The sequence below is a fragment of the Paraburkholderia podalyriae genome (assembly GCF_014397785.1).
Taxonomy (GTDB): Bacteria; Pseudomonadota; Gammaproteobacteria; order Burkholderiales; family Burkholderiaceae; genus Paraburkholderia; species Paraburkholderia podalyriae.
This window is the reverse complement of sequence record NZ_VZQQ01000001.1, coordinates 116,668-140,497: the sequence shown is the minus strand read 5'-3', so window position 1 is coordinate 140,497 and position 23,830 is coordinate 116,668. Positions and strand designations below refer to the sequence as shown.

General features: G+C 64.6%; 22 protein-coding genes. 8 read left to right on the top strand and 14 right to left on the bottom strand.

Features of this window, described 5'->3' with window-relative positions:
• Positions 1–5 precede the first annotated feature (5 nt).
• The 4 genes from mrdA to F6X42_RS00610 form a co-directional block, all read right to left on the bottom strand.
• Positions 6–2,393: a penicillin-binding protein 2 gene (mrdA, locus tag F6X42_RS00625; RefSeq protein WP_187632349.1), complete on the bottom strand. Its 2,388-nt coding sequence runs from the start codon at positions 2,391–2,393 to the stop codon at positions 6–8.
• Positions 2,394–2,472: 79 nt separating this feature from the next.
• Positions 2,473–2,985, bottom strand: a complete 513-nt coding sequence (mreD, locus tag F6X42_RS00620; RefSeq protein WP_187632348.1) for a rod shape-determining protein MreD — start codon at positions 2,983–2,985, stop codon at positions 2,473–2,475.
• Complete coding sequence (gene mreC / locus F6X42_RS00615) at positions 2,982–4,118, bottom strand: rod shape-determining protein MreC (protein WP_187632347.1); 1,137 nt, start codon at positions 4,116–4,118, stop codon at positions 2,982–2,984. The genes mreD and mreC overlap by 4 nt, the downstream gene beginning before the upstream one ends.
• 150 nt (positions 4,119–4,268) lie before the next feature.
• The gene (locus F6X42_RS00610) at positions 4,269–5,312 is read right to left on the bottom strand and encodes a rod shape-determining protein (protein ID WP_004189550.1); all 1,044 of its coding nucleotides are present in this window, start codon (positions 5,310–5,312) and stop codon (positions 4,269–4,271) included.
• Between the two features lie 374 nt (positions 5,313–5,686).
• On the opposite strand from F6X42_RS00610, the gene gatC reads away from it, so the two are divergent.
• The 5 genes from gatC to F6X42_RS00585 all read left to right on the top strand — a co-directional run bounded on the left by gatC (position 5,687) and on the right by F6X42_RS00585 (position 10,922).
• The gene (gene gatC, locus F6X42_RS00605; RefSeq protein WP_187632346.1) at positions 5,687–5,986 is read left to right on the top strand and encodes an Asp-tRNA(Asn)/Glu-tRNA(Gln) amidotransferase subunit GatC; all 300 of its coding nucleotides are present in this window, start codon (positions 5,687–5,689) and stop codon (positions 5,984–5,986) included.
• A gap of 154 nt (positions 5,987–6,140) precedes the next feature.
• Positions 6,141–7,628 (top strand): Asp-tRNA(Asn)/Glu-tRNA(Gln) amidotransferase subunit GatA, encoded by a 1,488-nt coding sequence (gene gatA, locus F6X42_RS00600; RefSeq protein WP_187632345.1) that lies wholly within the window; start codon positions 6,141–6,143, stop codon positions 7,626–7,628.
• 5 nt (positions 7,629–7,633) lie between these two features.
• The gene (gene gatB, locus F6X42_RS00595) at positions 7,634–9,109 is read left to right on the top strand and encodes an Asp-tRNA(Asn)/Glu-tRNA(Gln) amidotransferase subunit GatB (protein ID WP_187632344.1); all 1,476 of its coding nucleotides are present in this window, start codon (positions 7,634–7,636) and stop codon (positions 9,107–9,109) included.
• A 141-nt stretch (positions 9,110–9,250) separates the two neighbouring features.
• Positions 9,251–10,090 carry a PPK2 family polyphosphate kinase gene (locus tag F6X42_RS00590; protein ID WP_187632343.1) on the top strand — a complete coding sequence of 280 codons (840 nt, stop codon included), beginning with the start codon at positions 9,251–9,253 and terminating at the stop codon, positions 10,088–10,090.
• Positions 10,091–10,142: 52 nt separating this feature from the next.
• On the top strand, positions 10,143–10,922 hold the full coding sequence (locus tag F6X42_RS00585; protein ID WP_187632342.1) for an exodeoxyribonuclease III: 780 nt from the start codon (positions 10,143–10,145) through the stop codon (positions 10,920–10,922).
• 59 nt (positions 10,923–10,981) lie between these two features.
• On the opposite strand, the gene F6X42_RS00580 is transcribed toward F6X42_RS00585, so the two are convergent.
• From F6X42_RS00580 to argB, 7 genes are all read right to left on the bottom strand, one after another.
• Positions 10,982–12,304: a M48 family metallopeptidase gene (locus F6X42_RS00580; protein WP_187632341.1), complete on the bottom strand. Its 1,323-nt coding sequence runs from the start codon at positions 12,302–12,304 to the stop codon at positions 10,982–10,984.
• Complete coding sequence (locus F6X42_RS00575) at positions 12,286–13,680, bottom strand: AmpG family muropeptide MFS transporter (RefSeq protein ID WP_187632340.1); 1,395 nt, start codon at positions 13,678–13,680, stop codon at positions 12,286–12,288. Before F6X42_RS00575 ends, F6X42_RS00580 begins: the two co-directional genes overlap by 19 nt.
• A gap of 14 nt (positions 13,681–13,694) precedes the next feature.
• Positions 13,695–14,303 (bottom strand): methionine biosynthesis protein MetW, encoded by a 609-nt coding sequence (metW, locus tag F6X42_RS00570; protein ID WP_187632339.1) that lies wholly within the window; start codon positions 14,301–14,303, stop codon positions 13,695–13,697.
• Positions 14,300–15,445, bottom strand: coding sequence for a homoserine O-succinyltransferase MetX (gene metX, locus F6X42_RS00565; RefSeq protein WP_187632338.1), 1,146 nt, complete (start codon positions 15,443–15,445; stop codon positions 14,300–14,302). Before metX ends, metW begins: the two co-directional genes overlap by 4 nt.
• Positions 15,446–15,763: 318 nt before the next feature.
• A complete protein-coding gene (slmA, locus tag F6X42_RS00560) occupies positions 15,764–16,447 on the bottom strand; it encodes a nucleoid occlusion factor SlmA (RefSeq protein WP_187632337.1) in 684 nt (227 codons plus the stop codon).
• Between the two features lie 41 nt (positions 16,448–16,488).
• Positions 16,489–17,256, bottom strand: a complete 768-nt coding sequence (locus F6X42_RS00555) for a pyrimidine 5'-nucleotidase (RefSeq protein ID WP_187632336.1) — start codon at positions 17,254–17,256, stop codon at positions 16,489–16,491.
• Between the two features lie 157 nt (positions 17,257–17,413).
• Positions 17,414–18,313 carry an acetylglutamate kinase gene (gene argB, locus F6X42_RS00550; RefSeq protein WP_187632335.1) on the bottom strand — a complete coding sequence of 300 codons (900 nt, stop codon included), beginning with the start codon at positions 18,311–18,313 and terminating at the stop codon, positions 17,414–17,416.
• 264 nt (positions 18,314–18,577) lie between these two features.
• Here argB and F6X42_RS00545 point away from each other — a divergent pair, with 264 nt between their 5' ends.
• The 3 genes from F6X42_RS00545 to F6X42_RS00535 all read left to right on the top strand — a co-directional run bounded on the left by F6X42_RS00545 (position 18,578) and on the right by F6X42_RS00535 (position 20,855).
• On the top strand, positions 18,578–18,802 hold the full coding sequence (locus tag F6X42_RS00545) for a cysteine-rich CWC family protein (RefSeq protein ID WP_187632334.1): 225 nt from the start codon (positions 18,578–18,580) through the stop codon (positions 18,800–18,802).
• Positions 18,803–19,005: 203 nt separating this feature from the next.
• Positions 19,006–20,316, top strand: coding sequence for an ATP-binding protein (locus F6X42_RS00540; RefSeq protein ID WP_187632333.1), 1,311 nt, complete (start codon positions 19,006–19,008; stop codon positions 20,314–20,316).
• Positions 20,313–20,855, top strand: a complete 543-nt coding sequence (locus tag F6X42_RS00535; protein WP_187632332.1) for a response regulator transcription factor — start codon at positions 20,313–20,315, stop codon at positions 20,853–20,855. Before F6X42_RS00540 ends, F6X42_RS00535 begins: the two co-directional genes overlap by 4 nt.
• A 134-nt stretch (positions 20,856–20,989) precedes the next feature.
• Here the strand turns inward: F6X42_RS00535 and hslU are convergent, their stop codons facing one another.
• The 3 genes from hslU to dksA all read right to left on the bottom strand — a co-directional run bounded on the left by hslU (position 20,990) and on the right by dksA (position 23,641).
• Complete coding sequence (gene hslU, locus F6X42_RS00530) at positions 20,990–22,336, bottom strand: ATP-dependent protease ATPase subunit HslU (protein ID WP_187632331.1); 1,347 nt, start codon at positions 22,334–22,336, stop codon at positions 20,990–20,992.
• Between the two features lie 10 nt (positions 22,337–22,346).
• Positions 22,347–22,883, bottom strand: coding sequence for an ATP-dependent protease subunit HslV (gene hslV, locus F6X42_RS00525; RefSeq protein WP_187632330.1), 537 nt, complete (start codon positions 22,881–22,883; stop codon positions 22,347–22,349).
• 338 nt (positions 22,884–23,221) lie between these two features.
• Positions 23,222–23,641 (bottom strand): RNA polymerase-binding protein DksA, encoded by a 420-nt coding sequence (gene dksA, locus F6X42_RS00520; protein ID WP_008923580.1) that lies wholly within the window; start codon positions 23,639–23,641, stop codon positions 23,222–23,224.
• Positions 23,642–23,830 lie beyond the last annotated feature (189 nt).

The window sequence follows — 23,830 nt, the reverse complement described above, 5'->3', positions numbered from 1 at the left end:
TCTCCTTATTCGATGCCGCCGGCGGCCGGCTGGCGCGGCGACGCGCGCTGGATGCTGTCCTCACGCGACGGCGCCGCTACGGTCGGCGCCGGCTCGCTTGCGGGACGGGGTTTGTGCGGGGCGTCAGGCGTATGCGGCGCGGACTTCTTTGCCGCGACCGAAGCCGAAGCGGGCTTCGCCGCCGACGCCGCTCGCGCCGCGGTGGCCGAAACCGCTGCGGGTGCGCTGGCCGACGCCATTGCCGCAGCGCCCGCCGATGCCGCGCCGGCCGATGCCGCGACCGGCGCCGACGCGCCATTCAGGCCCGAAGCGGAAACAGCCGCCGACGCACCGGAGGCCGCCGCGGCAGGGGCGGCTCCCGGCACAGGCAGTGCCGTAAAGCCCGCCGCAATCTTGAGCGGCTGAGCGCCATCATGCGATGCCGGCGTATCGCCGACCTGCGGCGCGGATGCTTCGAGCGTGGTCGATGCCGCCGCTGCGACGGCCGCTTGCTCCGCGCCGGGCTTGTTTTTGCCGATCAGGTAGTAGTCGAGCACCCTGCGCGCGATCGGACCGGCCGCCTCCGCGCCCCAGCCGCCGTTTTCGACGACCAGAGCGAGTGCGATCTTCGGTTGATCGACTGGCGCGAACGCGATGAACAGCGCGTGGTCGCGCAAATTCTCGGCAACCGCGTGACCTTTGTAGTTCGCACCCTGCAGCGAGTAAACCTGCGCGGTACCGGTCTTGCCGGCGGCCTGGTACGGCGCGCCCGCGAACACCTTGGCCGCCGTGCCGTTCGTCACCACGCCTTCCATCGCGCGCTTGATGAAGTCGATGTCCTGCTGCTTGACCGCGATCTTGTCGCTCGGATCGCGCACCACCGGCCGCGTGTCCTTCGTGATCGGATTTTCGATGTCGCGCACGAGGTGCGGTTTCATCACGACGCCGTCGTTCGCGAGCGTTGCGGTGGCATGCGCGAGTTGCAGGATCGTGAACGAGTTGTAGCCCTGGCCGATGCCGAGGCTGACCGTCTCGCCTTCGTACCACTTCTGCTGCTCGGGCCGGCGGTACGCGTGGCGTTTCCAGTCGGTCGACGGCAGGATGCCCTTCGCCTCGCCGGCGATGTCGATACCGGTGACCTGCCCGAAGCCCCACGGCTTCATGAAGTTCGCAATGTTGTTGACGCCGAGATCGTGCGCAAGCATGTAGAAGTACGTGTCGTTCGACACGACGATCGCGCGGTTCATGTCGATCCAACCCTGCCCGGAGCGCACGTCGTTGCGGAACGTGTGGCCGCCGAACGTGTAGTAACCGGGGTCCTGGAAGCCCCAGCTCGGCGTGCGCTTGTGCAGCGTCAGCGCGGCGAGCGCCATGAACGGCTTGTAGGTCGAGCCCGGCGGATAGGTGCCGTGCAGTGGCCGGTTCAAAAGCGGATGGTCGGGCGAGTTGTTCAGTTCGTCCCAGGTCTGCTGGTCGATACCGTCGACGAAGGAATTCGGATCGAAGCTCGGCGCCGACACGAACGCGAGCACGTCGCCGGTGGACGGCTCGATCGCGACGAGCGCGCCGCGGTGTCCGGCGAACGCCTGCTCGGCGACCTGCTGCAGACCGATGTCGAGCGACAGCTCGAGGTTGTTGCCCGGCGTCGCCTGGGTGCGCGACAGGGTGCGCACAGGGCGGCCGCCCGCCGTCACCTCGACTTCCTCGAAGCCGGTCTGGCCATGCAGCTCGGTCTCGTAGCTCTGCTCGACGCCGATCTTGCCGATGTAGTCGGTGCCCTTGTAATTGTTCGCATCCAGACGCGGATCGTAGTGATCCGGGTCGCTGTCGTTCTGATCGCTCGCATCGTCGATGCGGTCCTGGTCGCGCTGCGAAATCCGTCCGATGTACCCGATCACGTGCGCGGCAGTCGGCCCGAGGGGGTACTGGCGGAACAGCCGCGCGCGCACTTCTACGCCAGGAAAGCGGAAGCGCTGCGCGGTGAAGCGCGCGACTTCGTCGTCGGTCAGGCGCGTGCGGATCGGCAGACTTTCGAAGTTCTTCGAGTCTTCCTGGAGCTTCTTGAAGCGGCGGCGGTCGCGCGCGTCGATCGACACGACGGTGGCGAGGTTGTCGACTACGTTGTCGAGCGTGTCGTTCAGCTTCGACGGCGTGATTTCGAGCGTGTAGGCCGAGTAGTTCTTCGCGAGCACGACGCCGTTGCGGTCGGTGATGATGCCGCGGTTCGGCACGATCGGCGCGACGGAGATGCGGTTTTCATCGGCCTGCAGCGAGTACTTGCTGTAGTGCCAGACCTGCAGGAACAGGAAGCGGAAGCCGATCAGCCCGAAGCAGACGAACACGAACAGCCCCGCCGCCGCGACGCGCAGGCGGAATATCGTGAGCTGCTGTTGAGTGTCCTTGAATTCGGTCATGCGATTCTGCAAAAGGCCGGCATGCGGCGATCAAGAGTGTGCGCCCAAACCGGCCGCAGCCGGTGGGTCTGTTGCGGGATCAAATGGGGCGCGTATCGTCCGGGTCGGCGGGGCGGCGCTGCGGCATCAGCAGCAAGATGCTCGCGACCGGCCACAACGCCGCTTCGACGAAACCGTCGATCAGATAGCTCCAGCCTGGAAAGGCCGCGCCGGTCAACAACCGGATCACGAACGGCACCAGCTGCGCGACGACGAGCAGCGGCATCACCGCGAAGGTTTGTACGCCGAGCGACATCCACAGCACGCGGCGGTGAATCGTGATCGCGCCGTACGACAGCAGCGTGTATGCGAGCGCGTGCTCGCCGAGCAGGCTCGCGTTGTGCACGTCCATCAGCAGGCCGAGCAGAAACGCGATGCCCATGCCGACCTTGCGCGGCTGATGCACATTCCAGAACAGCAGCACGAGTGCGACGAAGTCGGGAACGCCGGCGAGACGCCCCCACGGCATCAGGTTCAGCAGGAACGCTGCTGCGAGGCTGAACGTGATGAAGTATGGGTTGACCGGCTGCAGGATATATTGCGGGCGATTCATGGCTGAGCCCCCGGCTCGGCTTGTGGCTTCGCGTTCTTCGCGGCGGCCGCCTTTTCGGCTTTCCTGTCGGCTGCTGGCTTCTCGGACTTCTTGTCGGCGGCAGCTTTGGCCGGCGCCTTTTCCGTTGATTTGGCCGCAGGCTTTTCGGCGGCGGTTTTGTCGGCGTCGTTCCTGTCGCCAGGCCTGGCGGCGGATTTATCCGCCGCGCCCTTGCCATCCGCGGCTTTGGCGCCCTTTTTCGCTTTCACGTCCTTCGCGACGGTTGCCGCGTCGGGTGCGTCAGCCGGGCGCGGCAGCGCGTCGTCGTGGACGTGCAGCACGAGCACCTGACGCGCCCCGCGCACCGCCGCGACAGGCAGACTGACCACATGCGCAAACGCAGTGTCGGCCTGCTTGTCGACGCGCACGACCTTCGCGACCGGCAGCCCCGGCGGATACACACCGTCGAGTCCGCTCGTGACGAGCTCGTCGCCAGTCTGCACGTCGGCGCTGATTGGCACGAAGCGCAGATCGAGCGTGTCGCCCTTCGGCGTGCCGTAGATCACGCTGCGCAAGCCGGTGCGCAGGATTTCGACCGGTACGGCCTGGTCCTTGTCCGTCAGCAGCGTGACTTCAGCCTGCAGCGGGAACACCCGTGTGACCTGGCCGATCACCCCGTCTTCGTCGACGACCGGCGAGCCGTTCTGAATGCCTTGCTGCGCGCCGCGTCCGATCACGACCTTCTGCGTGAACGGATCGCGCGTGTCGTACTGGATTTCGGCGGGCAGCGATTGCGTGGTGAGGCGCTGCGACAGTTCCAGCAGCGCGCGCAGATGGCCATTTTCGGCGGCGAGCGACGCGGCCTTGTTGGCCTGCTGCGACAGTTGCAGATCCTTCGCCCGCAGCTTTGCGTTCTCGTCGCGCAGCGTGGCGCTCGTCACGGCGAGGTCGGCGGCGCCCATGAAGATATCGCGCGGCACGAGCGCTGCGCGCTGCAACGGATAAAGACCCGCGCCGACCACGCCGCGGACGATTTCGAGCGTCCGGAAGCGGGCATCGGAGATCAGCAGGGCGAGCGCCAGCACGACGAAAAACACCAGCCGGGCGAGAGCGGAGGGGCCTTGCTTGAACAGGGGCGGCGGACTGTATTCCATGGTCGGCGCCGGGGGCGTGAGCGGTTGGGTGAGACGGCGACGCGCGAGGCGCGGTCAGCGCGCGGAGGCTGGTCGGCCCAGCCAACGACAAAGCGGCCCGCAAGGGGCCGTGTGCCAGATCCGCGTTACTGACATGGGAGGAAGGCTCGCTTACTCGTACGAGAAGATGCTGCCGAGCTTGTCCATGCGCTCGAGCGCCATGCCCGAGCCGCGCACGACGCAGGTCAGCGGGTCTTCGGCGACGAGCACCGGCAGGCCGGTTTCTTCAGCGAGCAGGCGGTCGAGGTCGCGCAGCAGCGCGCCGCCGCCGGTGAGCATCATGCCGCGCTCGGCGATGTCCGCGCCGAGTTCCGGCGGCGTCTGTTCCAGTGCGATCTTCACCGACGACACGATCTGGTTTAGCGGATCGGTCAGTGCTTCGAGGATTTCGTTGCTGGAAATCGTGAAGCTGCGCGGAATGCCTTCCGACAGATTGCGGCCCTTCACTTCCATTTCCTTGACTTCGGAGCCCGGAAACGCGGAGCCGATTTCCTTCTTGATGGCTTCGGCGGTCTGTTCGCCGATCAGCATGCCGTAGTTGCGGCGAATGTAGTTGACGATCGCTTCGTCGAATTTGTCGCCGCCGACGCGCACCGAGCCCTTGTACACGATGCCGCCGAGCGAGATCACGCCCACCTCGGTCGTGCCGCCGCCGATATCGACGACCATCGACCCCGTTGCTTCCGATACCGGCAGGCCCGCGCCTATCGCGGCGGCCATCGGCTCTTCGATCAGATACACCTGCGAGGCGCCCGCGCCGTGCGCGGCTTCCTTGATTGCGCGGCGCTCGACCTGGGTCGAACCGCAAGGCACGCAGATGATGATGCGCGGCGACGGCGAGAACATGCGCGATTCGTGAGCAGTCTTGATGAACTGCTTGATCATCTGCTCGGTGACGGTGAAGTCGGCGATCACGCCGTCTTTCATCGGGCGGATCGCCTCGATGTTGCCCGGCACCTTGCCGAGCATCTGCTTGGCTTCCTTGCCGACTGCCTGAATGGTCTTCTTGCCGTTGGGGCCGCCTTCCTGGCGGATCGACACGACCGACGGTTCGTCGAGAACGATGCCCTTGCCGCGCATGTAAATAAGGGTGTTGGCGGTGCCGAGGTCAATCGCCAGATCGTTGGAGAAGTAGCTGCGCAAAAAACCGAACATTCAAAATCCTGTCTCGCTGGGGGCCGGGCCTCGCACCGTATGCGTAGGGCGGCAGCGGAAAAATAACAGCTTCAACCGGGCGGTAGCGTCGCCACATGAACTTGAAGCTGCGGGGAAGTCTACCGGAGGCGGTTGCAAACCGAGGGCTGAAAGCGCCGGACGTTCCTGGAAAATGTCCGTAAGGCCTTGGTAAGTCGCTCCGGGTTTGGGTCGAACGCGTAATGATACCTTATAATTTTGGATGTTTTGAAGGAAACGGAGCGCACATTTTGACGTTGCCGCGCCTTTTCGTGGATTGTCCTATCTTGTCGTAACCCGCTGTTACAACGCGACTTTTTTGCGTGTTGCGACATTCCACCCATTCCGGTGAATGCATGGCTCTGACCCTGACCGATGTAAAACGCATCGCGCATCTCGCGCGGCTCGAACTGGCCGATGCCGACGCCGAGCACACGCGTGCCCAGCTCAATGATTTTTTCGGCCTTGTCGAGCAGATGCAGGCGGTCGATACCGCCGGCATTGCGCCGCTTGCCCATCCGATCGAGCAGATCGAAGACGTTGCGCTGCGTCTGCGTGACGACGCCGTCACCGAGACGGTCGAGCTCGAGGCTTTCCAGCGCCCCGCGCCGGCCGTCCAGGACGGCCTGTACCTCGTGCCGAAGGTGATCGAATAAGACCTGACGGGCAGACCCCGGTCTGGCGTCGGCGCGAACCGCCATGCCGCAGCGCGGCTTCGCCGCGAACCTTGCCGGGCCGGTCTGCCGACGGGCAACCGAACGCCTCCACGGCAGCGTGACCACGCTGCCGCGCTTTCCAGGATAAAACGCAATGCATGAAAAAAGTCTGACCGAATTGCGCGCCGCGCTCGCGGCCAAGCAATGCTCCGCAGTCGAACTGGCGCAGCTGTACCTGAAGCGGATCGACGCGGCCAATAGCCTGAACGCGTTCATCCAGGTCGATCCCGAACTGACGCTCGCGCAGGCGAAAGCCGCCGACGCGCTGTTGCACACCGGCCACGCCGGCCCGCTCGTCGGCCTGCCGATTGCGCACAAGGACGTGTTCGTCACGAAGGGCTGGCGCTCCACGGCCGGCTCGAAGATGCTCGCGAACTACGAAAGCCCGTTCGACGCGACAGTGGTCGCACGTCTGCAGACCGCAGGCATGGTGTGCATGGGCAAGACCAACATGGACGAATTCGCGATGGGTTCGTCCAACGAGAATTCGTACTTCGGCGCCGTGCAGAATCCGTGGGACCGAAAGGCCGTGCCGGGGGGCTCGTCGGGCGGCTCGGCTGCGGCCGTAGCCGCGCGTCTCGCGCCGGCCGCGACCGGCACCGACACTGGCGGCTCCATCCGCCAACCGGCGTCGTTCTCGGGCATCACCGGAATCAAGCCGACGTACGGCCGGGTGTCGCGCTACGGCATGATCGCGTTCGCGTCGTCGCTCGACCAGGGCGGCCCGATGGCGCAAAGCGCGGCTGACTGCGCGACGCTGCTGAACGCGATGGCCGGCTTCGACGAGCGCGACTCGACCAGCCTGTCGCACGAGCACGAAGACTACACGCGCTACCTCGGCAAGTCGTGGCAAGACGGCGGTGCGGACAAGCCGCTCGCCGGGCTGCGCATCGGCCTGCCGAAGGAGTACTTCGGCGCCGGTCTCGCCGACGACGTGCGCGCGTCGATCGACGCCGCGTTGAAGCAGTACGAAGCGCTCGGCGCGACGCTCGTCGAGGTGTCGCTGCCGAAGACCGAACTATCGATCCCGGTCTACTACGTGATCGCGCCGGCGGAAGCATCGTCGAACCTGTCGCGTTTCGACGGCGTGCGGTTTGGCCATCGCGCGGCCGGGTACCGTGATCTGCTCGACATGTACAAGAAGTCGCGCGCCGAAGGCTTCGGCCCGGAAGTGAAGCGCCGCATTCTGGTCGGCACCTACGTGCTGTCGCATGGCTATTACGACGCGTACTACCTGCAGGCGCAGAAGATTCGCCGCATCATCGCGCAGGACTTCCAGCAGGCGTTCAAGCAGTGCGATGTGATCATGGGCCCGGTCGCGCCGTCGGTGGCGTGGGATATCGGCGCGAAGGGCGACGATCCGGTGCAGATGTATCTGGCCGACATCTACACGCTGTCGGTGAGCCTCGCCGGCCTGCCCGGCATGAGCGTGCCGTGCGGCTTCGGCGCGGGCGCGAATGCGCAGCGTCCGGTCGGTCTGCAGATCATCGGCAACTATTTCAATGAAGCCCGGATGCTGCAGGTGGCCGACGCGTTCCAGCGCGCGACCGACTGGCACCGTCAGGCACCGGCAGGAGTGTGAGCACCATGACCAAACAATGGGAAGTCGTGATCGGTCTGGAGACCCACACGCAGTTGTCGACGCATTCGAAGATCTTCTCGGGCACCGCGACGAAATTCGGCGCCGCGCCGAACACGCAGGCCAGCCCCGTCGATCTGGCCTTGCCGGGCACGCTGCCGGTGATGAACCGCGGCGCGGTCGAGCGCGCCATTCAGTTCGGCCTCGCGATCGGCGCAACGGTCGCGTCGCGCAGCATCTTCGCGCGCAAGAATTACTTCTACCCCGATCTGCCGAAGGGCTACCAGATCAGCCAGTACGAAATCCCCGTCGTGCAGGGCGGTCAGGTGACGATCCAGGTGCCGGCCAATGAAAAGGCGGGCAAAGAAGCGTACGAGAAAACCATCAACCTGACGCGCGCACACCTCGAGGAAGACGCGGGCAAGTCGCTGCACGAAGACTTCGCGGGCATGACCGGCATCGACCTGAATCGCGCCGGCACGCCGCTGCTCGAAATCGTCACCGAGCCGGAGATGCGCAGCGCGGCCGAGGCCGTTGCCTACGCGAAGTCGCTGCACACGCTGGTCGTGTGGCTCGGCATCTGCGACGGCAACATGCAGGAAGGCTCGTTTCGCTGCGACGCGAACGTGTCGGTGCGTCCGGTCGGCCAGAAGGAATTCGGCACGCGCACCGAGACCAAGAACCTGAACTCGTTCCGCTTCCTCGAGGAAGCGATCCAGTACGAAGTGCGTCGCCAGATCGAGCTGATCGAAGACGGCGGCACGGTGGTGCAGGAAACGCGTCTGTACGATCCGGACAAGCGCGAGACGCGTTCGATGCGCAGCAAGGAAGACGCGCACGACTATCGCTATTTCCCCGACCCCGACCTGATGCCGCTCGTGATCGACGCCGCGTGGGTCGAGCGCGTGAAGAGCGAGATGCCCGAGCTGCCGGAAGCGATCCAGCAGCGCTTCGTGTCGCAGTACGGCCTCACGCCATACGACGCGAACGTGCTGACCTCGAGCAAGGCGACGGCCGCTTACTTCGAGGCGGTGGTCGCGAAGGTCGGCCCAGCCAACGTGAAGGTTGCGGCGAACTGGGTGATGGGTGAAGTGTCGTCGCATCTCAATCGCGAAGGCCTCGACATTGCCGCGTGCCCGGTCTCGGCCGCGCAGCTCGCGCTGCTGCTGCAACGCATTGCCGACGGCACGATTTCGAACAAGATCGCGAAAGAAATCTTCCTCGCCATCTGGGAAGAGAAAGCCACCGACGATGCCGCCGCCGATCGCATCATCGAGGCGAATGGTTTGAAGCAGATTTCGGACACTGGTGCGCTCGAAGCAATCATCGACGAAGTGCTTGCCGCGAATCAGAAGTCGGTCGACGAATATCGCGCCGGCAAGGAAAAGGCGTTCAACGCGCTGATCGGACAGGCGATGAAAGCGACCAAAGGCAAGGCCAACCCTGCTCAGGTCAACGAATTGCTCAAGAAGAAGTTGTCCTGAGTTGAAGTGCCGCGGGCGGGCGTGATCACGCCTGCGCCACCACGGGCTGTTGCCGGATTGAAGCAGGGCAACGGCCCGTTCTATTTTGCGAACCCGCTTCACCGGTTAATCGTAGGTAAGCGTAGATCACGGAGTATGTGCATGGCAAAGCAACCCGATCTCGACGATTTCCTCGTGCCGTATTTCGACGACGGCAAGAAAAACGGCCACTTCTCGCTCGACGATTTCGATCCCAAGGCGAAGCCGTTTTCGAGCGGCTCGAAAGATGCGGACCGCGCGCGTCTGTCGGAGATCGGCCTGCTGCTCGACAATTTGCAGGAACGGCTGCATGCGCAGCGCAAGCGCCGCATGCTGCTGGTGCTGCAAGGCATGGACACGAGCGGCAAGGACGGCACGATCCGCGCGGTGTTTCACGAAGTCGATCCGCTCGGCTTGCGCATCGTGCCGTTCAAGGCGCCGACGCCGGTCGAACTCGCGCACGACTTCCTGTGGCGCGTGCATTCGCAGACGCCCGCGGCCGGCGAGCTGGCGATCTTCAACCGCAGTCACTACGAAGACCTGCTGGTGCCGACCGTTCAGGGCGAGATCGACGCGGAGGCGTTCCTGCAGCGTTGCCGCCACATCCGCCAATTCGAGGAGATGCTTGCATGCAGCGGCACGGCGATCCTCAAGTGCATGCTGCACATTTCGAAGGACGAGCAGCGCACGCGTTTGCAGGCGCGCATCGACGATCCGCTGAAGCACTGGAAATTCGACGTGTCGGATATCGAAGCGCGCAAGCAGTGGAACGTGTATCAGTCCGCGTATCGCGACGCGCTCGCCGCGACGTCGACCGAATACGCGCCGTGGTACGTGATTCCGGCCGACTCGAAGACGCATCGCAACGTGATGATCGCCGAACTGCTGCTGCGCACGCTGGACGCGTTGAAGCTCGAATATCCGCCCGCCAAGGAGTCGCTGAAGGGCATCAAGGTCGAATGAACGCGGCCTCGCCCCCTGGTTTCACAAACGAATCGAACAAAAGAGGAACGACATGTTGCGTGTGATTACCGCCAACCTCAACGGCATCCGTTCGGCGGCGAAAAAGGGCTTTTTCGACTGGTTCGGCGAACAAGCCGCCGACGTGCTGTGCGTGCAGGAAATCAAATGCTCGCAGGACGACATGACACCGGAGTTTATGGCGCCGCACGATTTCACCGGCTATTTCCAGCATGCGGTGAAAAAGGGTTATAGCGGCGCGGGCGTCTATACGCGGCACGAGCCGGACGAAGTGGTGATCGGCTTCGGCAGCGAAGAGTTCGACCCGGAAGGGCGCTATGTCGAGCTGCGTTTCGGCGAGCTGTCGGTGATCTCGGTGTACGTGCCGTCAGGCTCGAGCGGCGACGAGCGCCAGCAGGCCAAGTTCCGTTTCATGGACGAGTTCATGCCGCATCTCGCCGAGCTGGCGAAGGAGCGCGAGGTGATCGTGTGCGGCGACGTGAACATCGTGCACAAGGAAATCGACATCAAGAACTGGAAGAGCAACCAGAAAAATTCGGGGTGCCTGCCCGAAGAGCGCGCGTGGCTCGACCAACTGTTCGACGAAGTGGGTTACGTCGACGTGTTCCGCACGCTCGACCAGCGGCCAGAGCAGTACACGTGGTGGAGCAATCGCGGTCAGGCGTATGCGAAGAACGTCGGGTGGCGGATCGATTACCAGATCGCGACGCCGGGTATCGCGAGCAAGGCGAAGCGCACCGACGTGTTCCGCGATATCAAGTTCAGCGACCATGCGCCGCTGACCGTCGACTACGACCACAAGGTCAAAAAGTAAGCCTACCGAGCGCGGCGCATGGCGCGCCGTGGCCCGCCAGCAGTCGGCAGAAGCGGGTATCAGTCGCGCACCGGCTTGCGGGTCGGCCGGCCGATCCCCGCGAAATCGGGCAACTCGTCGACGCTCCTGCCGATTGCCTTCGCGTAGAGCGCCAGCATGTCCGGCAGCCGCTTGATGATGTCTTCGCGGCGCGCCGGCGTGTACGGGTGCACGTAGATGAAGCCCTGTTCGCGATTGCCGCGCGTCACCTGCGCGAGCTTGTCCCACAGCGTGACCGCCGCGCGCGGATCGAAGCCCGCGCGCGACGCGATATCGCTACCGATCACGTCGGCTTCGGTTTCGTCGGTGCTCTCGTACTTCATTTCCAGCAGACGCGAACCGATGCCGAGCGGCGCCATGCCGAGATCGGCGAGGCCGAACAGCTGCGGGATCGTGCCGGACGAATCGAGCTGGCTCGCCTGCAACTGACCGAGTCGCATCCTCGCATGCTCGCGCAACGCGTGCGCGATTTCGTGACCGATCAGCATGCCGACCTCGTTGTCGTTCAGGCGCGCGCGATCGAGTATCCCGCTATAGACGACGATCTTGCCGCCCGGCAGGCAGTACATGCGGATGTCGTTCGAGCGCACCACCGCGACTTCCCACTTCCAGCCCTTGGCTCGCTCGTTCCACTTCAGCGAATACGGAATCATCCGGTTGATGATCGAGCGCACGCGCGTCACGCGCGCGTCCGTGTCGCCGTACAGGCGGTTCGCGTGGCTGGCGCCGTAGACGATCTGGTTGAATTCCGCTGCGGCCTGCGCCTCAAGCATCGACGACGGGATCAGGTTACGGAACACCATGTAGCCGCCGTAGCGCAGTTGCGGACTCACGTAGTACGGCGGCGGTACGGCTGCGGCGGCCGATGCCGCTGCGGCCGATGCCGCGGCGGGCGCTTTGGCGGTAACGGGCGGTTGCGCGGACTGAGGCGCGGAGCCCGAGGTGGCGGCGGGCGGAGCGCTGCCGCTATTACTGGGCGTGCCTGGGGCACCGGCGTTAGCGCCGGTGGTGCTGTTACCCGTGCCAGCATTTACACCGCCAGCGTTGTTGTTGCCGGGCGAGGTCGGTGTCGTGTTTTCCGCGCTGGGGCCGCTTGTCGCGGATTTGGCCGCAGGCGTCGGAGCGGGATTGGGTGTCGCACCGCTCGTGGCCGCGGCGGCAGCAGCCGGCGCGGGAGCTTGCGCGCCGCTCACCGGACTGGCGCCAGTCGCCGCCGCGCCGGCCGCATAGGCGCTCACTGGCATCGCCAGCGCGACGCTCGCGCAGCCGAACATGCAGACGGCGCTGAGTGCGGGGCCGCGCGGGCGAGTCGGAAACTGTGCCTTCACGACCGTTCCCTCCATGGCGCGATACGCAACAGCAGCAGCATGCCGGGCACCGCGAGCGCGGTACAGAGGATGAAGTAGTCGAACCAGCCCATGCGCGCGACCACATAGCCGCTCGCCGCCGACGCGAGCGTGCGCGGTACCGATGCGAGGCTCGTGAACAGCGCGAACTGCGTCGCGGTGTAGCGCGGATCGGTGGTGCTCGCGATGTAGGCGGTGAACGCGGCCATCGTCAGCCCGGTGGCGAAGGTCTCGAAGCCGTACACGAGCGCGAGCGCGACCGAGCGGGGATCGAGCTGTACGCTCCAGTCGATGCCGACGAACGACAGCAGCCTCGACGTGCCCTCGCTGAGCGCGACCGCGATGTTGTAAATCGCCGCAAGTCCGGGCGAATCCGGGCCGAGATGCGCGAGCCACGCGAAGCCGAGCGTCGACACCATCTGCAGCAAACCGAAAATCCACAGGCCACGGCCGATGCCGATCTTCATCAGCCAGATCCCGCCGATGATGCCGCCCGCGAGGCTCGCGCCGAACGCCGTGGTCTTCGCGATCACGCCGATCTGCGTGCGCGAGAAGCCGATGTCGAGGAAGAACGACGTGGACAGCGTGGTCGCCATCGTATCGCCGAGCTTATACATGAAGATAAAGCCGAGCACGAAAAGGGCAGCGCGCCAGCCGTCGCGCTGGATGAATTCCCTGAACGGCTCGACGATTGCCTCGCGCAGATTCTTCGGCGGCTCGCCGTGCACCTCGGGCTCGCGCACGACCAGCGTCATCAGAACGCCCGGCAGCATGAACGCGGCGGTCACGATGAACACGGTGCTCCACGGCAGATGATCGGACAAAATCAGCGCGAGCGAACCGGGCACGAGCGCTGCGATCTTGTACGCGTTGACGTGCACGGCGTTGCCGAGGCCCTGCTGCGTGTCGCTGAGCAATTCGCGCCGGTAAGCGTCGATCACGATGTCGGAGCTCGCGCCGAAGAGTGCGACCAAAGCGGTCAGCGCGGCGACGGTCCAGATCGATTCGCGCGGCGACACGAAACCTAGCGTCGCCATCGCGCCTGCCACGAGCAATTGCGTGACCAGCATCCAGCCGCGCCGTCTGCCGGGCCGCCAGCCGGGCAGACGCGGCACATACCGGTCCATCAGCGGTGCCCAGACGAATTTCCAGGTGTACGGAAACTGGATCAGCGCGAAGAGGCCGATTTCCTTCAGATTGACGCCTTCCGAGCGCAGCCACGCCTGCACGAGGTAGACGAGCGTAAACAGCGGCAATCCCGACGTGAAGCCGAGAAAGACGCAAATCAGCATGCGCGTATTCAAAAACGCGCGCCAGCCGGGATGTTCTTCGTGAGCGGTAAGTGCGGGCGCCTCGTGCGGCGGGTTCGACATGTGGATAAGTGAGGTTAGCTTTTCTTGACGCGATAGACCGCAAGACTACCACGCCAGTTCACGCCCCAACGCACCACTTGTCCGTCGTGCAGCACGACGCGATCGAGAATCTCGATGCCGACTTCGGGCGCGAGCGCTTCGAAGTCCTTGATCGTCAGCACGCGAACGTTCGGGGTGTTGTGCCACTGATAAGGCAGCGACTTCGACACCGGCATGCGCCCCTGCAACACCGACAGCCGATGCGCCCAGTAGCCGAAATTCGGAAACGACACGATGCATTGCTTGCCGACGCGCACCGTCTCGCGCAGGATCGCCGCGGTCTGATGAATGGTCTGCAGCGTTTGTGACAGCACCGCGAAATCGAAGCTGCCGTCTTCGAACAGGCGCAGGCCGTCTTCGAGATTTTGCTGGATCACGTTGACGCCCTTCTGCGTCGCGGCGAGCACGCCGGCGTCGTTGATCTCGATGCCGTAGCCCTGCACGTCCAATTCCTCGTTCAGCAGCGACAGCAGCGAGCCGTCGCCGCAGCCGAGATCGAGCACCGTCGCGCGCGGTTCGACCCAGCGGGCGATCGCGCGGAAGTCCGGGCGCAATGCCAGGTAATCAAGTGCTCGCTGGTTCATGCGTTGACCTCGTTTGCAATGCGTTCGTAGTAGGCCCGCAGCAGGTTGTGATAGCGCGCGTCGTCGAGCAGGAAGGCGTCGTGGCCGTGCGGCGCGTCGATCTCCGCGTAGGTGACCGTGCGCTTGTGGTCGAGCAGCGCCTTCGCCAGTTCGCGCGAGCGTGCCGGCGCGAAACGCCAGTCAGTCGTGAAGCTCGCAATCAGATACTTCGCGGTGGTGTGCGCGAGCGCGGCGGTCAGATCGCCGTCGAAAGCCTTGGCCGGATCGAAGTAGTCGAGCGCGCGCGTGATCAGCAGGTAGGTGTTCGCGTCGAAGTAGTCGGCGAACTTGTCGCCCTGATAGCGCAGATACGATTCCACTTCGAACTCGACGTCGAAGCTGAAGTTGTAGTCATCGAGCGCGCCTTCCGCGCGACGCAGCGAGCGGCCGAATTTCTCGGCCATGTCATCGTCCGACAAATACGTGATGTGGCCGATCATCCGCGCGACGCGCAGGCCGCGCTTCGGTTTCACGCCGTGCGCGTAGTAGTTGCCGCCGTGGAAGTCGGGGTCCGACAGGATCGCCGAGCGTGCGACCTCGTTGAACGCGATGTTCTGCGCGGACAGTTTCGGCGTCGATGCGACCACGATGCAATGGGCGATCCGCTGCGGATACATCATGCTCCAAGCGAGCGCCTGCATGCCGCCGAGACTGCCGCCCATCACGGCGGCGAAGCGCGTGATGCCGAACGCGTCGGCGACGCGCGCCTGCGCGTTGACCCAGTCTTCGACGGTGACGACCGGAAAGGTCGCGCCATACGGCTTGCCGGTCGCGGGGTCGATGCTCATCGGCCCGGTCGAGCCGAAGCACGAGCCGAGGTTATTCACGCCGATCACGAAAAACTTGTCGGTATCGAGCGGCTTGCCCGGGCCGACCATGTTGTCCCACCAACCGATGTCCTTCGGATTGTCGGCGTACACGCCCGCCACGTGATGCGATGCGTTCAGCGCGTGGCACACGAGCACCGCGTTGCTGCGCGCGGCATTGAGCGTGCCGTAGGTTTCGACCATCAGGTCGTAGCCTGCGAGCGAACTGCCGTTGCGCAATGGCAGCGGCTCGGTGAAATGCATTTTTTGGGGAGCGACGATGCCGATGGATTCCATTCATTCCGCCATTGAGTCAACAGGGCGGCTAAACGGCGTCGGCGATGCACGAAGAGAAGGGCTGTGCGCAGCTGACGACCTCTTTAGCCGCATTTATAGTGAACCGCGGGCCTGGGGCCAAGGGTTCGCGCGCCCGCAATCGAGTCAGCAAATCGGCGCGTGAAAGGGGGTGAAACCGGGTGCAACGTGTTCGGGATGCCTTGGCGCGGTCCGTTGTGTATCGGAAGACCGCGGCGGCGTCAGGCGCAAAGTATAGCGGAAAATTCCGCGCGGCAGCGGCGCGGGAGGTGCCGCGCGAAGGGCTCGACTCCTCGCGGACTACTGAAGAATCAGCAGCAGTTGCTCGTCCGCGTGTTCGGCGGGCGGCCGCGCGAAACCGCTGCGCACATAGCGATGCCAGCGGCCGATCACGTAGCTGACTAGCAGGCTCGCGCGAATCGCGGGATCGTAGCCGGCGGGCAGCGCGGCATTGCCGTTGGTGTCGTCATCAGCATGTTGAAGCGCTTCGACCTGTGCAAGCCGCAAGCACTGCTTCAGCGATGCTTCGACGCGCTCGAGCATCTGGTTCACGCGCTCGGTCAGCCGCTCGTGCTCGCCGACCAGCGCCTCGCAGGTCAGCACGCGCGTCATGCCGGGATTTTTCGCCGGAAAGTTGAGCAGCATCAGCGAGATCGCGCGCGCCTGCAACACGCCGTTGCTTTGCTGACCGGTGATCTGGTTGATGAGCCCGAACAGCGTCTGCTCGATGAACTCGATCAGCCCTTCGAACATCTGCGCCTTGCTAGCGAAGTGGCGGTACAGCGCGGCTTCGGACACACCGAGCCGGGCGGCGAGCGCGGCCGTGGTGACCTTTTCGCTCTTCGGCGCCTCGAGCATGCTGGCGAGCGTCTGCAGGATGTGCACGCGACGCTCGCCCGGCTTCGGACGCGCTGGGCGCGTGGCCGCGGGCGCCGCGGGGGAGGCTGCGGCTAAGGCTTCGTCAGGCTTGTCGATCGGCTGCATGGCTGTCGTCCCCCGGCTGATGTCTTTGTCGGCTTTGGTCCCTACTGTCCCGGCTTGCGTCCCTTCCATCGAACCGGGCGCGTGCCCAATCGTAGCGATTTTAGCGAACGAATACTGCAGTCGACATAATGCGGCCGGCCGGTGCCCGGCAGGCGTGTCGGTACGCCGTCCACGTGCGGTTTGCGCGGCAGATGACCGGTGATCCACACGGTGCGGATGCCGAGCCGCCGATAGTTTTTCAGGTGCGAACGCGTGTCCTCGACGAGGATCGCGTCTTTCAGCGACACGTGCGCGTCGCGCATCGCGCGGCGCAGCATCGCGTGATCGGGCTTCGCACGCCATTGGCGGCGATCGCGCATGTGCTCGATCGCGATCACGCGCTCGAATAGCCGCTCGATGCGCAACTCGGCGAGTACCGCGCGCGCGTAGGTTTCGGGCGCGTTGGTGAGCACGATCTTGCGGCCCGGCAGCGCCGCGACCAGACGCGCGATACCGCGCTCATGACGGATCATCGAGCCGAGGTCGGGGAACGTGTGCACGACTTGCAGGAAGTCGTGCGCGTCGAGCGGATGGTGGCGCGTGAGGCCGAGCAGCGCTGCGCCGTAACGCAGCGTGTAGCCGGTGCGCAGACGGTTGGCCTCGTCGATGTCGACGTGCAGCGCGTCGATGATGTACTGGGTCATCCCGCGATTGATCGCAGGGAAAATGGCATGCGACGCGCGGTGCAGCGTGTTATCGAGATCGAACAGCCAGACTGGTTTGCCGCACGCGATGTCGGGACGGCGGCGCCGCGAAGTGGGGGTGCGCATGGTGGAGATCTTCAGCCGCTGACGGGCGCTTGATGCTGCGGATGAACAGAGTTTGCCGCATCAACGCTCGGGTGGGTGCAGAGCCTGCCAGCCGCGAGGGAGGGTGCAGGCGTCGCGCCGCTGGGATGCAACGCCCGTGCAGGGGATTCCGCCGCGATCAATGCGAGCGGATCATCGTGCCGAACGGCTGCTCGGTCAGGATTTCGAGCAGCACCGAGTGTTCGATGCGACCGTCGATGATGTGCACCGAGCGCACGCCGCTCTTCGCGGCATCGAGCGCGGACGAGATTTTCGGCAGCATGCCGCCGGAGATCGTGCCGTCTTCGAACAAGCCGTCGATTTCGCGCGCGGACAGGTCGGTCAGTAGATTGCCTTCCTTGTCCATCACGCCGGGGATGTTGGTCATCATCACGAGCTTTTCGGCGTTCAGCACGACCGCCAGCTTGCCCGCGACGAGGTCCGCGTTGATGTTGTACGACAGGCCGTCTTCGCCAGTGCCAATCGGCGAGATCACCGGAATGAACGCGTCGTCCTGCAGTGCCTTCACGACCGCCGGGTTGATCGACTCGACTTCGCCGACCTGGCCGATGTCGAGGTACTGGCCCGGATTGTCGCGATCGGGCATCAGCATCTTGCGCGCGTGGATCAGGCCGCCGTCCTTGCCGGTCAGGCCGACCGCGTGGCCGCCGAAGTGATTGATCAGCATCACGATGTCCTGCTGCACCTCGCCGCCGAGCACCCATTCGACGACTTCCATCGTCTCTTCGTCGGTGACGCGCATGCCCTGGATGAACGTGCCCTGTTTGCCGATTTTCTTAAGTGCCTGGTCGATTTGCGGGCCGCCGCCGTGCACGATGACCGGGTTGATGCCGACCAGTTTCAGCAGAATCACGTCGCGCGCGAAGCCCTGCTTCAGACGCTCTTCGGTCATGGCGTTGCCGCCGTATTTGATGACCACGGTCTTACCGTGATACTGGCGAATGTAAGGCAGCGCCTCGGCCAGAATTTCGGCTTTCAGGGTGGGCGCAATCTGCGAGAGGTCGGGAAGCTCGGACATGGCGGCAGGCTCGGGCACGGAACAGTTAAAACAGCGCGAATTGTACAGGACTGGCGCGCTGCAACAGGGTTTTCGGCAGCGGCGCGAGCGACGGGCGGTGCGGGCTTGGCGTACCGCACCATGGCGGCCACGGGGCGGGGCGAACGGCAAGCGTAACGCACTTGCGTGACGGCTGTGCATTGGCCGAACGGACGACTGCACCTGGCGTATTAGTCATGGCATCATGGCTTGATCGATGTCTCCGCCCCGCTACGCCGACCTGCAATGAAATCGTCTTCCGCCCGCTCCGGACGCAGCGCGCGCTGTCCGCGCTGCGGCAATGCCTTCGACTGCGGCATGCAGACCGAGCCGTCGAACTGCTGGTGCCGCGCGCTGCCGCCGCTACCGGCCGAGCGGTTGGAACCAGGCGGCCAGTGTCTGTGCCCGGAGTGTCTGGCCGCGGAGATCGCACAGGCCACACGCGAGGCGAGTGAGGACGAGCGGCCGTGATGGCCGGGTTTGCCCAAGGGCCGATGTGAAACCGCCTACGCGCCGCTCAGATGCGAGACCGATTGGCATGCGGTGATTGCGAGGTCGAGCGCGCTAACGAACGCGGCGGTGTCGCCGAAGGTCGCGAGGCTCGCGGTGTGATCGATCATGCGCAGGCCGGCCGCCTGGCCAGCGGGGCGTATCCGAACGGGTAGACTAGGGTGATGCACCGTATAACCAACACCGGCCGGGTCAATCTCGGTCATCTGTTCTGGCTGCGCAGCCTCGCGATCATCGGGCAGTTGCTGACGATCGCGTTCGTGCAGATCTTCATCGGCGTGAATCTGCCGTTGCCCGCGATGCTGCTCGTGATCGGGCTCGAAGTGCTGTTCAACGCGCTCACGTGGTGGCGCGTGTCGCAGCAGCGTCCCGAGTCCAACCTCGAGCTGTTCGGGCAGATCTGGGTCGATCTCGGCGCGTTGTCGGCGCTGCTGTTCCTGTCCGGTGGCACTACCAATCCGTTTGTGTCGCTGTACCTGCCGTCGCTCGCGATCGCGGCGGCCGTGCTGCCGTGGTATCTGATGGCGTGGCTCGCGGCGTTCGCGGTCGCCTGCTACGCGACGCTCAGCTTCGATTCCGTCCCGCTCAATCTCGAGAATCCGGCCAACCTGTTCGAGTACTACCGCTCGGGCATGTGGGTCAACTTCATGGTCAGCGTGGGGCTGATCGCGTGGTTCGTCGCGCGCATGTCGCGAGCACTGCGGCTACGTGACGCAGCGCTTGGAGAAGCGCAGCAGCGCTTGCTTCACGACGAACGGGCGGTCGCGCTCGGCGTGCAGGCGGCCACCGTGGCCCACGAAATCGGCACGCCTCTGTCTACAATCGCGATGTTGTCCGAAGAATTGCGCGACGCGGCGCGCACCGATGCGGGACTCGCACCCTATCGCGCCGATCTCGAGTTACTCGAGCAGCAGATGACGTTGTGCACGTCGGCGCTCGCGCGGTTGCGCAGCCGCGCAACGACCACGACGGACCGCCAGCCGGTCGACGAATGGCTCGAGTCGTTTGCCGAGCAATGGCGCCTGCGCCATCCGCACGTGACGTTCGAGCGACTCGGCACGCCTCCCGCCGATGTCAGTCTCAACGACACGGTGGCCGTCAGCCAGATACTCACGATCCTGCTCGACAACGCCGCGCGCGCGAGCCGCGATCACGTGACGCTGTCCTGCGCGCTCGCGCCACGCGGCGGCCAGATCGTGTTCGAAGTGTGTGACCACGGCCCGGGCATACCGAACGCGCTGCGCGGATCGCTCGGCGCGATGCCGGTGGACAGCACGCAGGGCGGCCACGGCGTCGGCCTGTATCTGGCGTTTTCGGCGGCGACGCGTCTGAAGGGATCGATCGAGCTGACCGACGCCAACGGCGGGAGGCCGCGCGGCACGCGTGCGGTGCTGCGACTGCCGCTCGCGACGCGCACGATTTCCGGAGCGAGCCCGCAAGGCGCCGCGCCATCCAACACGGAGAAACAGGCATGAGCGAAAAGAATTTTCTGGTGATCGACGACGACGAAGTGTTCTCCGGCATCCTCGCGCGCGGCTTGACGCGGCGCGGCTACACGGTGAGCGAAGCGCACAACGCGGACGAGGCGATCCGGCTCGCGAATCAGCAGAAGTTCAGCGAGATCACCGTGGACCTGCATCTGGGCAACGACTCCGGCCTTACGCTCGTCGCGCCGTTACGTGATCTACAGCCCGATGCGCGCATGCTCGTGCTGACCGGCTACGCGAGCATCGCCACCGCGGTGCAGGCGGTCAAGGACGGCGCCGACAACTATCTCGCGAAGCCCGCCAACGTCGAGACGATCCTGGCGGCGCTGCAAAGCGAGGCGAGCGCGTTGCAGGCCGAGGAGGCGATCGAGCATCCGCAGCCGCTGTCGGTGGCGCGGCTCGAATGGGAGCACATTCAGCGTGTGCTCGCCGAACACGGCGGCAATATCTCGGCGACCGCGCGCGCGTTGAACATGCATCGGCGCACGTTGCAGCGCAAGTTGGGGAAGCGTCCGGTGAAGCAGTAGGCGGCGATCGTGGCGCGGCGTCGGCTGTTCGAGGCAACGCCGGCGTGGCTCGAGCGGCACAAAACAAAACAGGCTGCCTTTGAAAAGGCAGCCCGTTTTTCAGACCTCAGTGGCTGGTGACATCACCGCACAGATCACAGCACGTAGCGCGACAGATCCTCGTCTTGCGCGACTTCGTTCAACGCGCGATCGACATACGCCGCGTCGATTTGCACAGCACGGCCCGAATGATTGCCGGCCGAGAACGACACCTCCTCGAGCAGCTTTTCGATGACCGTATAAAGACGCCGCGCGCCGATGTTCTCGGTCTTCTCGTTGACCGAGTACGCGATCTCGGCGAGACGGCGGATGCCATCGTCGGCGAATTCGAGGTGCACGTCTTCCGTCGCGAGCAGGGCCTGGTATTGCTTGACGAGGCTCGCATCCGTCGACACAAGGATCGATTCGAAGTCTTTGACCGACAGCGAATCGAGTTCGACGCGAATCGGGAAGCGCCCCTGCAGTTCCGGGATCAGATCGCTCGGCTTCGCGAGATGGAACGCGCCGCTCGCGATGAACAGGATGTGATCGGTCTTCACCATGCCGTACTTGGTGTTGATCGTCGTGCCTTCGACCAGTGGCAGCAGGTCGCGCTGCACGCCCTGACGGGACACTTCGCCGCCGCCCGCCTCGTTGCGCGACGCGATCTTGTCGATTTCGTCGAGGAACACGATGCCGTTCTGCTCGACGTTCTGCACCGCCTTGCTCTTCACCTCCTCGTCGTTCAGCATCTTGCCGGCTTCTTCGTCGGTGAGGACCTTCAGCGCTTCCTTGACCTTCATCTTGCGGCGCGTCTTCTTGCCGCCGCCGATGTTGGCGAACATCGAGCGGATCTGCTCGGTCATGTCTTCCATGCCCGGCGGCCCCATGATGTCCATGCCGACCTGCGGCTGCTCGACGTCGAGCTCGATTTCCTTGTCGTCGAGCTGACCTTCGCGCAGGCGCTTGCGGAACGTCTGACGCGTCGTGCTGCCTTCATCGGCGGTGTCGGTCGAGCTCGTACTCGAACCGAAGCCGACCGGCCGTGCGGTCGGCAGCAGGATGTCGAGAATGCGATCTTCGGCCTGGTCGCCCGCCTTGGTCCGCACCTTGCGCATTTCGGTTTCGCGAGTCTGCTTAACCGAAATCTCGATCAGGTCACGCACGATGCTGTCGACGTCGCGGCCCACGTAGCCGACTTCGGTGAATTTGGTCGCTTCGATCTTGATGAACGGCGCGTCCGCGAGCTTCGCGAGACGCCGCGCGATTTCGGTCTTGCCGACGCCGGTCGGTCCGATCATCAGGATGTTCTTCGGCGTGATTTCCTGGCGCAGCGGTTCGTCGACCTGCTGACGGCGCCAGCGGTTGCGCAGCGCGACGGCCACGGCTTTCTTCGCGCGGCCTTGGCCGATGATGTGTTTGTCGAGTTCGGAGACGATCTCGGCGGGGGTCATGGTGCTCATCGATGGGTCCTTACTCGATCGTCTCAACGACGCGGTTATGGTTCGTGTAGATGCACATGTCGCCGGCGATTTCCAGCGACTTCTCCACGATGTCGCGCGGCGACAGTTCGGTGTTGTCGGCGAGCGCCTTCGCGGCCGCCTGCGCGTACGCACCGCCAGAGCCGATCGCGCAGATGCCGCCTTCGGGATCGAGCACGTCGCCATTGCCGGTGATGACGAGTGTGGTGGTTGCGTCCGCGGCGATCAGCATCGCTTCGAGACGACGCAGCATGCGGTCGGTGCGCCAGTCTTTCGCGAGCTCGACGGCCGCGCGCGTCAGATTGCCTTGATGTTTCTCGAGCTTCGCCTCGAAGCGGTCGAGCAGGGAGAACGCATCCGCCGTGCCGCCGGCGAAGCCGACCAGCACGTTGCCGTTGTAGATGCGCCGGACCTTCTTCGCGCCGCCTTTCATGACGATGTTGCCTAGCGTCACCTGGCCGTCGCCGCCGAGCGCGACCTTGTTGCCGCGGCGCACGGAAACGATCGTCGTGCCGTGAAATTGCTCCATATGCGTTCCTCTTTGCAAAACGGGTAGGACGCGGTAGCGCTGCGCGCTACCGCATGAATCCAGTCAGCGGACGGCGCGCACGCTGGCGCGCTCGTGAGCGCATCTCCGGTCTATTTTAGGGCGCGCGCGGTCATATCAAGATCCGCCGGAAGGCATAGGACGAAAAACTGAAAATCCGCTCAGGGGGCCTGGAACAGACGCGGAAAGCGACGGCGGGGCGGGACGGATGGCGGAGCATGCGCGGATGTCGCGCAAAAAGAAAAGGCGCACGGTTCACCGTGCGCCTCTCGACGAAGCAGCGTTTTCAAGGCGCTGAGCCGAAGCCGCGCCGCAACTAATCAGTCGCCGAACAGCTTCTGGCGCAATTCACGGCGCTCTTGAGCTTCGAGCGACAGCGTGGCCGTGGGCCGCGCGAGCAGACGCGGAATGCCGATCGGCTCGCCAGTTTCCTCGCACCAGCCGTAGTCGCCCGCCTCGATTCGCGCGATCGATTGCTGAACCTTCTTCAGCAGCTTGCGCTCGCGGTCGCGCGTGCGCAGCTCCAGCGCATGCTCTTCCTCGATCGTTGCGCGATCGGCCGGGTCCGGCACGATGACCGTTTCGCGCAGATTCTCGGTCGTCTGGCCGGCATTGCGGAGAATGTCCGCCTGCAACTGTTCGAGCCTGTTCTTGAAGAAGGCGAGCTGATCCTCATTCATGTAATCCTTGTCGCTCATCTTCAGGATTTCGGCTTCGGTCAAGAGTCGTTTCGTCGTCATCTGGCTTACTTCTTCAATGTGAGGCAAAACTCATAGGGCCCGCACTTTCGTATTGCCTGCAAACGCGTCGCGCGGACGCGCAGCGCAGGGTGGCCACGAACGTTGGGCTGTCGTGACGCCGAAGCGCCTGGCGCCCACACGCCGGACGTTGCTAGCTACGCCGCTGCGGGGCCGAACTCCTCTGGAAAC